The 6,348-nt window shown below is 37.7% G+C and carries 6 protein-coding genes and 1 pseudogene; 4 read left to right on the top strand and 3 right to left on the bottom strand.

The features are described 5' to 3' along the window. A pseudogene (locus ACFIO3_RS07150) lies at positions 1-254 on the bottom strand (D-alanyl-D-alanine carboxypeptidase); the annotation flags it as partial. Between the two features lie 230 nt (positions 255-484). Here ACFIO3_RS07150 and clpS point away from each other — a divergent pair. Beyond that, positions 485-856: an ATP-dependent Clp protease adapter ClpS gene (clpS, locus tag ACFIO3_RS07145; RefSeq protein WP_375608558.1), complete on the top strand. Its 372-nt coding sequence runs from the start codon at positions 485-487 to the stop codon at positions 854-856. A gap of 6 nt (positions 857-862) precedes the next feature. Beyond that, a complete protein-coding gene (gene clpA / locus ACFIO3_RS07140) occupies positions 863-3,214 on the top strand; it encodes an ATP-dependent Clp protease ATP-binding subunit ClpA (protein ID WP_375704250.1) in 2,352 nt (783 codons plus the stop codon). Positions 3,215-3,221: 7 nt separating this feature from the next. On the opposite strand, the gene ACFIO3_RS07135 is transcribed toward clpA, so the two are convergent. Together ACFIO3_RS07135 and ACFIO3_RS07130 are read right to left on the bottom strand one after the other, a co-directional pair. Beyond that, positions 3,222-3,644 carry an HIT family protein gene (locus ACFIO3_RS07135; protein WP_375608529.1) on the bottom strand — a complete coding sequence of 141 codons (423 nt, stop codon included), beginning with the start codon at positions 3,642-3,644 and terminating at the stop codon, positions 3,222-3,224. Positions 3,645-3,784: 140 nt separating this feature from the next. Next, positions 3,785-4,246 carry a RidA family protein gene (locus ACFIO3_RS07130; protein ID WP_375608530.1) on the bottom strand — a complete coding sequence of 154 codons (462 nt, stop codon included), beginning with the start codon at positions 4,244-4,246 and terminating at the stop codon, positions 3,785-3,787. A gap of 145 nt (positions 4,247-4,391) precedes the next feature. Here ACFIO3_RS07130 and ACFIO3_RS07125 point away from each other — a divergent pair, with 145 nt between their 5' ends. Next, entirely contained in the window at positions 4,392-5,228 is an 837-nt protein-coding gene (locus tag ACFIO3_RS07125) for a cell envelope integrity EipB family protein (protein WP_375608531.1), read from the top strand. Between the two features lie 167 nt (positions 5,229-5,395). After that, the gene (rpsB, locus tag ACFIO3_RS07120; protein ID WP_375608532.1) at positions 5,396-6,172 is read left to right on the top strand and encodes a 30S ribosomal protein S2; all 777 of its coding nucleotides are present in this window, start codon (positions 5,396-5,398) and stop codon (positions 6,170-6,172) included. Positions 6,173-6,348: the final 176 nt, after the last annotated feature.

Raw genomic sequence — 6,348 nt, 5'->3', positions numbered from 1 at the left:
CGACGCATCTGCATAGCTTCAAAGAGGAGGTACAATGTCATCATTTTTGTTAAAGAAGCAGGGTAACGCTTCAATGTTGCATTGGCTTGAAATAGAGTTTTTCCTGTAGTGGCATCTATAACAATAGCCGCATACTTATCAGGATAGGCTCCTTGAGGTGTAGCTGATGCCCAACAGTGAGAAAAAGCTAACATAACAAAAGAGATTGCTATTTTTTTATAGCAGCGCATAATTTTTTGATAGTTAATATACACTTGCAGTATCCTATTTCTCCATTTATCCTAAAAAACCTCTATAAAGCTTCCTTTTCTGTAATTTGTTGATGCAGTTTAGACGAATGGTATTACTAATTTGTTTACAGAAGTTATTTTATGAGTGACTTAAATCTAACCATAGGGGGGAAGTTTTTTCTTATAAAACAGGTATTGCAATAATTATGAAAGAACTTAAAATTAATAAAAAATACGCTGCATGGAAAACAATCATGGAACAGACGCTCACGGTGGACTCTATACTTCATATTATGCATTATGAAAAGGGCAAAAATTGGGAAGAAGGTAGGTATGGTGCGGTTGTAATACCTAAGGCTAGAGCAAAACTCCAAAAACCTAAATTATATCGCGTTTTTTTACTCAATGATGATTACACACCTATGGATTTTGTTGTTTTCATTTTGAAGAACTTTTTTAAAAAAAGTTTCGAAGAAGCAACACGGATTATGTTAAATGTTCATCACAATGGGATAGGCGAATGTGGAACCTATACTTATGAAGTTGCTGAAATGAAAATAGTACAAGTGAGGGAATGTGCACGTCAAAATGAACATCCGTTACAATGTGTAATGGAACAGAAGTGAGGAATTATGCCATCTTTTACACCTAGTCTTGAAGAGGTTTTGCATCGTGCATTAACAATTGCCACTCAAACACGGCATGAATATGCAACATTAGAGCATCTTCTCCTTGCCCTGTTAGATGATGCTGATGCAAATTCCGTTATTCAGGCATGCCAAGTAGATGTAGAAGAATTACGAGAGCGCTTAACCAATTATCTTCGCTCAGAGCTAGATGAACAGATTAGAGCTGATGAGGATACAAAGCCTACAGATTTTTTCCAGCGTGTTATACAACGCGCGGTGATCCATGCTCAATCTGCTGGAAAAGATGAAGTATCGGGAGCAAATGTTCTTGTGGCAATTTTTTCTGAACGCGAAAGCCATGCAGCATATTTTCTTCAAGAGATGGGAATGACACGCTATGACGCTGTACGTTTTATTTCACATGGTATCACGCGTGATGATGGATTATCTATGTTACTTGAAGGACTTGAAGAGCAATTAGATCAGCAGATTTCGGACAATAATGAAAGGGTAACAAGTGCTTTAACGAGTTATTGTGTTGATCTCAATTGTAAAGCACGTAATGGGAAAATTGATTTATTAATTGGCCGTGAAATAGAAATTTCACGCATGATTCAGATTTTATGTCGCAGGTCAAAAAACAATCCGCTTTTGGTTGGTGATCCTGGAGTGGGGAAAACCGCTATAATTGAGGGATTGGCAAAGCGCATTGTTGATGGGCAAGTGCCTGAAGTTTTATCAAATGCAACAATATTTTCTCTTGATATGGGGGGACTTGTTGCAGGTACACGTTATCGCGGTGATTTTGAAGAACGCTTAAAGCAAGTTATTAAAGAGTTTGAGCTGTATCCAGATGCTATTTTATTTATTGATGAAATTCATACCTTAATTGGAGCAGGAGCGACATTAGGGGGAAATATGGATGCAGCAAATCTTTTAAAACCTACATTATCTTCTGGAGCTGTGCGGTGTATTGGTTCGACGACTTATAGAGAATATCGAAAATTCTTTGAACAAGATCGTGCTTTAGAACGCCATTTTCAGAAGATTGATATTCATGAACCTTCTATTACTGATGCAATTAAGATTCTGCAGGGGATAAAGCCTTATTTTGAAGGTTTTCATCAGATTAAATATACAGATCAGGCGATGAAGGCATCTGTAGAATTATCTTCACGTTATATAATTGATCGTAGGTTACCTGACAAAGCAATTGATATTATTGATGAAAGTGGCGCAGCACAAAAGCTCTTGCCACAAAAACAGCGCAAAAAGAGTATAGGTGTTAAAGAAATTGAAGCGACTGTTGCTAAAATTGCAAGGATTCCACCAAAAACAGTTTCTCGGGACGATCAAAAGATACTGAGTAAGCTTGAAAAAGAGCTCAAGCAGGTTGTCTATGGGCAGGATCAGGCAATTTCCGTATTAGTTTCGTCAATTAAATTGGCGAGAGCAGGTTTACGCGAACCAGATAAACCGATAGGAAGTTATTTATTTTCAGGACCAACAGGTGTAGGAAAAACTGAAGTTGCAAAACAGCTTGCCTCATCTTTAGGCATTGAATTATTGCGTTTTGATATGTCAGAATATATGGAACGGCATACGGTAGCGCGCTTAATCGGAGCACCTCCAGGTTATATAGGATTTGATCAAGGTGGTCTCCTTACCGATGCAGTTGATCAGAAACCTCACGCAGTTCTCTTGCTCGATGAGATTGAGAAAGCACATCCAGAGTTATTTAATATTTTATTGCAGGTAATGGATTATGGTAGATTAACAGACCATAATGGCAAGAAAATTGATTTCCGCAATATTATTTTGATTATGACAACCAATGCTGGTGCTTCAGATATGGCAAAATCAGCTATTGGATTTGGGAAAGTACATCGTGATGGTGAGGATATAGAAGCAATCAATCGACTCTTTACACCAGAATTTCGTAATCGATTAGATGCAATTATTCCGTTTGCGCCTTTATCTCACTTAATCATTAATCAGATAGTGCAAAAATTTATTTTTCAGCTTGAAGCACAATTAGCTGATCGGGGGATTGGTTTTGAATTAAGCCCTTCTGCAACTTTATGGCTTTCCAATAAAGGATATGATTCTCAGATGGGAGCACGCCCACTAGGGCGTGTTATACAAGAATATATTAAAAAGCCATTAGCTGATGAAATTTTATTTGGAAAGTTACGCAATGGTGGAATCGTTCACGTATTGACAGAAAAATCAAATGGCGAAAAAGAAAGATTACAGTTAAAAATTTCATCTCCCGATGTATCTATTGGTTCAAAGAAAAGTAAAATGAAAAATTTTACAAAAAAACGTGCAGGAAAGAAAAGCACAACAACTTAAGAGCATGTTACAAGGCTGCGCGGATTTTTTTTGCATTTTCTTCAAGTATTTCTATAGGTGTTATCACATCATTATGAGGGGTAAGTTCTACTCCTTCCATACGCGGTATAATATGGAAATGGAGGTGATAAACGGTTTGTTGGCTCGCTGCTTCATTAAATTGCATGACAGTTATCCCATCTGCTTGAAAGGCTTTTTTGACGGCATTTGCAATTTTTTGAACAGCTTTAATAACAGGAAATAATGTTTCAGTATCTGCATCAAGCAAGTTTCTAGAGCCTTTTTTAGGAATGACCAGCGTATGACCTGGTGCCTGTGGCATGATATCCATGAATCCAATAACATCATTATCTTCATAGACGCGAACAGAAGGGATTTCATTGCGAATCAATTTAGCAAAAATATTGTTATTGTCATAAGCTTGTTTCATACAAATGTTTCCTTTTATTATAGGTTTAGAATTTTAATTTCAAAACAAAAAAGTGCAAGTTTTATCAAAGTTATAAGACAAAGAAGTATTTTGGATTCAGTTATATTTAGCTAGGGTGATGCACTGTCTTTAATGAAGATTTAGATTTCTATGATGGCTTCAACTTCTACAGGAACATCCATGGGAAGAGAGGCAACACCAATAGCAGAACGAGCATGCTTTCCAATTTCACCAAGAATATTGACAAATAAATCAGAAGCTCCATTGGCAACAAAAGGGATATCGGTAAAATGAGAATCTACCGCCACAAAAACAGTAATTTTTACCATGCGTTTTATTCTATTTAAGTCACCCAGAGTTGCTTTGAGTTGAGCGAGAATATTGAGAGCGCAAGCTTCAGATGCTTTTTGGGCTTGTTCGACATTCACAGTTGTACCAACTTTACCGATGGCTATAGGTTTTCCATTAATAAGAGGAAGCTGTCCAGAAATAAAGAGTTGATTACCACTTTGCGAAGTGGTGATGTAATTGGCAAGGGGGGGGATTACTTCAGGAAGAGTGATACCGAACTTTTCTAGGTTTCTTTCAATTCCATTGGTCATAATTTAAACTCCATAGCTGTTCTATAATACATTCATTGCATACCCTATTTTTTGATTTAAGGAAATGTGTGGTTAATTGAGAAATTAGCCTTTTTTGCCTTATTGTATGATGTTATGCAACGGGGATAGAGTTTGGAAGTTGGGAATGATAAGATCATTATTTATAATAATTTTATATATTGTTTTTGTATGTACTGCGAGAGCTGAAGAGCCCATTTTTATTGTGCCTCATCGAGCAATTTATGATTTTCATCTCGATAACGTTTCGCATGAAATGACAATTTCTGGGATGACAGGGCGAATGGTTTACGAGCTTACTGGTTCGGTATGTCAGGGTTATAATACACGTTTTCGTTTCATTAGCCGTATGAACATTGAAGGTATGCCGGTACGTTTAACGGATCAACAGACGACGAGTTATGAAACAGGGGACAGCCGTACATTTCGTTTTGATATTACAGATCAAGAGGGAGAAGAGGTTGCGCATCGTGCCGAAGGGGTCGCAGAGCGCACTCCGGATGGTATTACAGTTACATTAAAAAAGCCAAAAGAAAAAGAGTATAAGCTTGCAATGGCTGAATTTCCAGTAATGCAACTAAAAAATATTATTCGCCATGCAAAAGCAGGGCATCATTTTTACAATGTTACGGTATTTGATGGGACGAATAAAGCAGATAAAGTTATAAAAGAAAGTGTTGTTATAGGGGAAAAGAAGGCACTTTTATCTGATAGCGAAACGGAAAAAATGAAAAAATTGGATGAAGAAAAATATTGGCCTGTTACAATCTCTTATTTTGATGATGAAGAAAATAAAGATGGTTTGCCGATTTATCGTAGCAGTTTTCTCTTACATGAGAATGGTGTTATGCGTGATCTTCATATGGATTATGGAACTTTTTCTGTGCGTGCCAAATTGAATAGTCTCGAATTCCTCGAACTTGGAAAAGATCTTGATCAATGTGAAAATGCAAATATTAAATGATTGAAGAAAATGACTTGAAAAAGAATCAAATAATAGTATGTTTGCACTATTCCACACGCGGAGTTTGGGTGTTTGCAAATAGTCTGTGAGAAGAGTCTAGCAAGCATCCGCCGGTAGTAGGTTTTCCTGCTTTTTCCGCGGAGGTTGAACCGGAAAGGATAAAATTTATGGCACTACCCGATTTTACTATGCACCAGCTTTTAGAAGCAGGTGTACATTTTGGTCATCAGACTCATCGCTGGAATCCCAAAATGACACCTTATATTTATGGTCAGCGTAATAATATCCATATTATTGATCTTGCTCAGACTGTTCCACTTTTGCACCGAGCACTTAAACTTGTCTCAGATACTGTTGCGCGCGGTGGTCGTATTCTCTTTGTTGGTACGAAACGACAAGCATCTGACATTATCGCTGATGCGGCCAATCGTTCTGCCCAATATTACGTTAATGCGCGTTGGCTTGGTGGCATGCTCACAAATTGGAAAACGATTTCCAATTCAATACATCGTTTGCGTAAGCTTGACAAAATTCTTGCCGCTGAAGCACAAGGCTTTACCAAAAAAGAACGTTTAAATCTTGAACGTGATCGTGAAAAGCTTAATCGTGCGCTTGGTGGTATTAAAGATATGGGATCTGTTCCAGATCTTATATTTGTTATCGATACAAATAAAGAAAATATTGCACTCCAAGAGGCAAAGCGTTTGGGTATTCCTGTAATTGCTATTATTGATACCAATTGCGATCCTGATGATGTAACGCATCCAATACCAGGAAATGATGATGCTTCGCGTGCAATTTCTCTTTATTGCGATCTTTTTGCTCGTGCTGCTCTTGATGGTATTGCACGCCAGCAAGGTGCCATGGGTATTGATTTGGGAGCTCAAGTTGATGCACCTGTGGAGCCTATGTTGGAAAATGCGGTTTCAGAAGTTCCTGAGTAATATAAAACGCCTAACTAAGGTACTTTTATTTTCTAAAGAAGAGGTTACTGGCGTGCAGAGGAAATTTGCACGCTTTCACTGTTACAGAATAAAGAGGCAAATATGAGCATTACTGCTGCACAAGTAAAAGAACTTCGAGAATTATCTGGCGCTGGTATGATGGACTGTAAAGCCGC

The organism is Bartonella sp. AD328YNZD (assembly GCF_042196425.1).
Note: the sequence above shows the minus strand (reverse complement) of the source record. Positions and strands in the feature narration are given on the sequence as shown.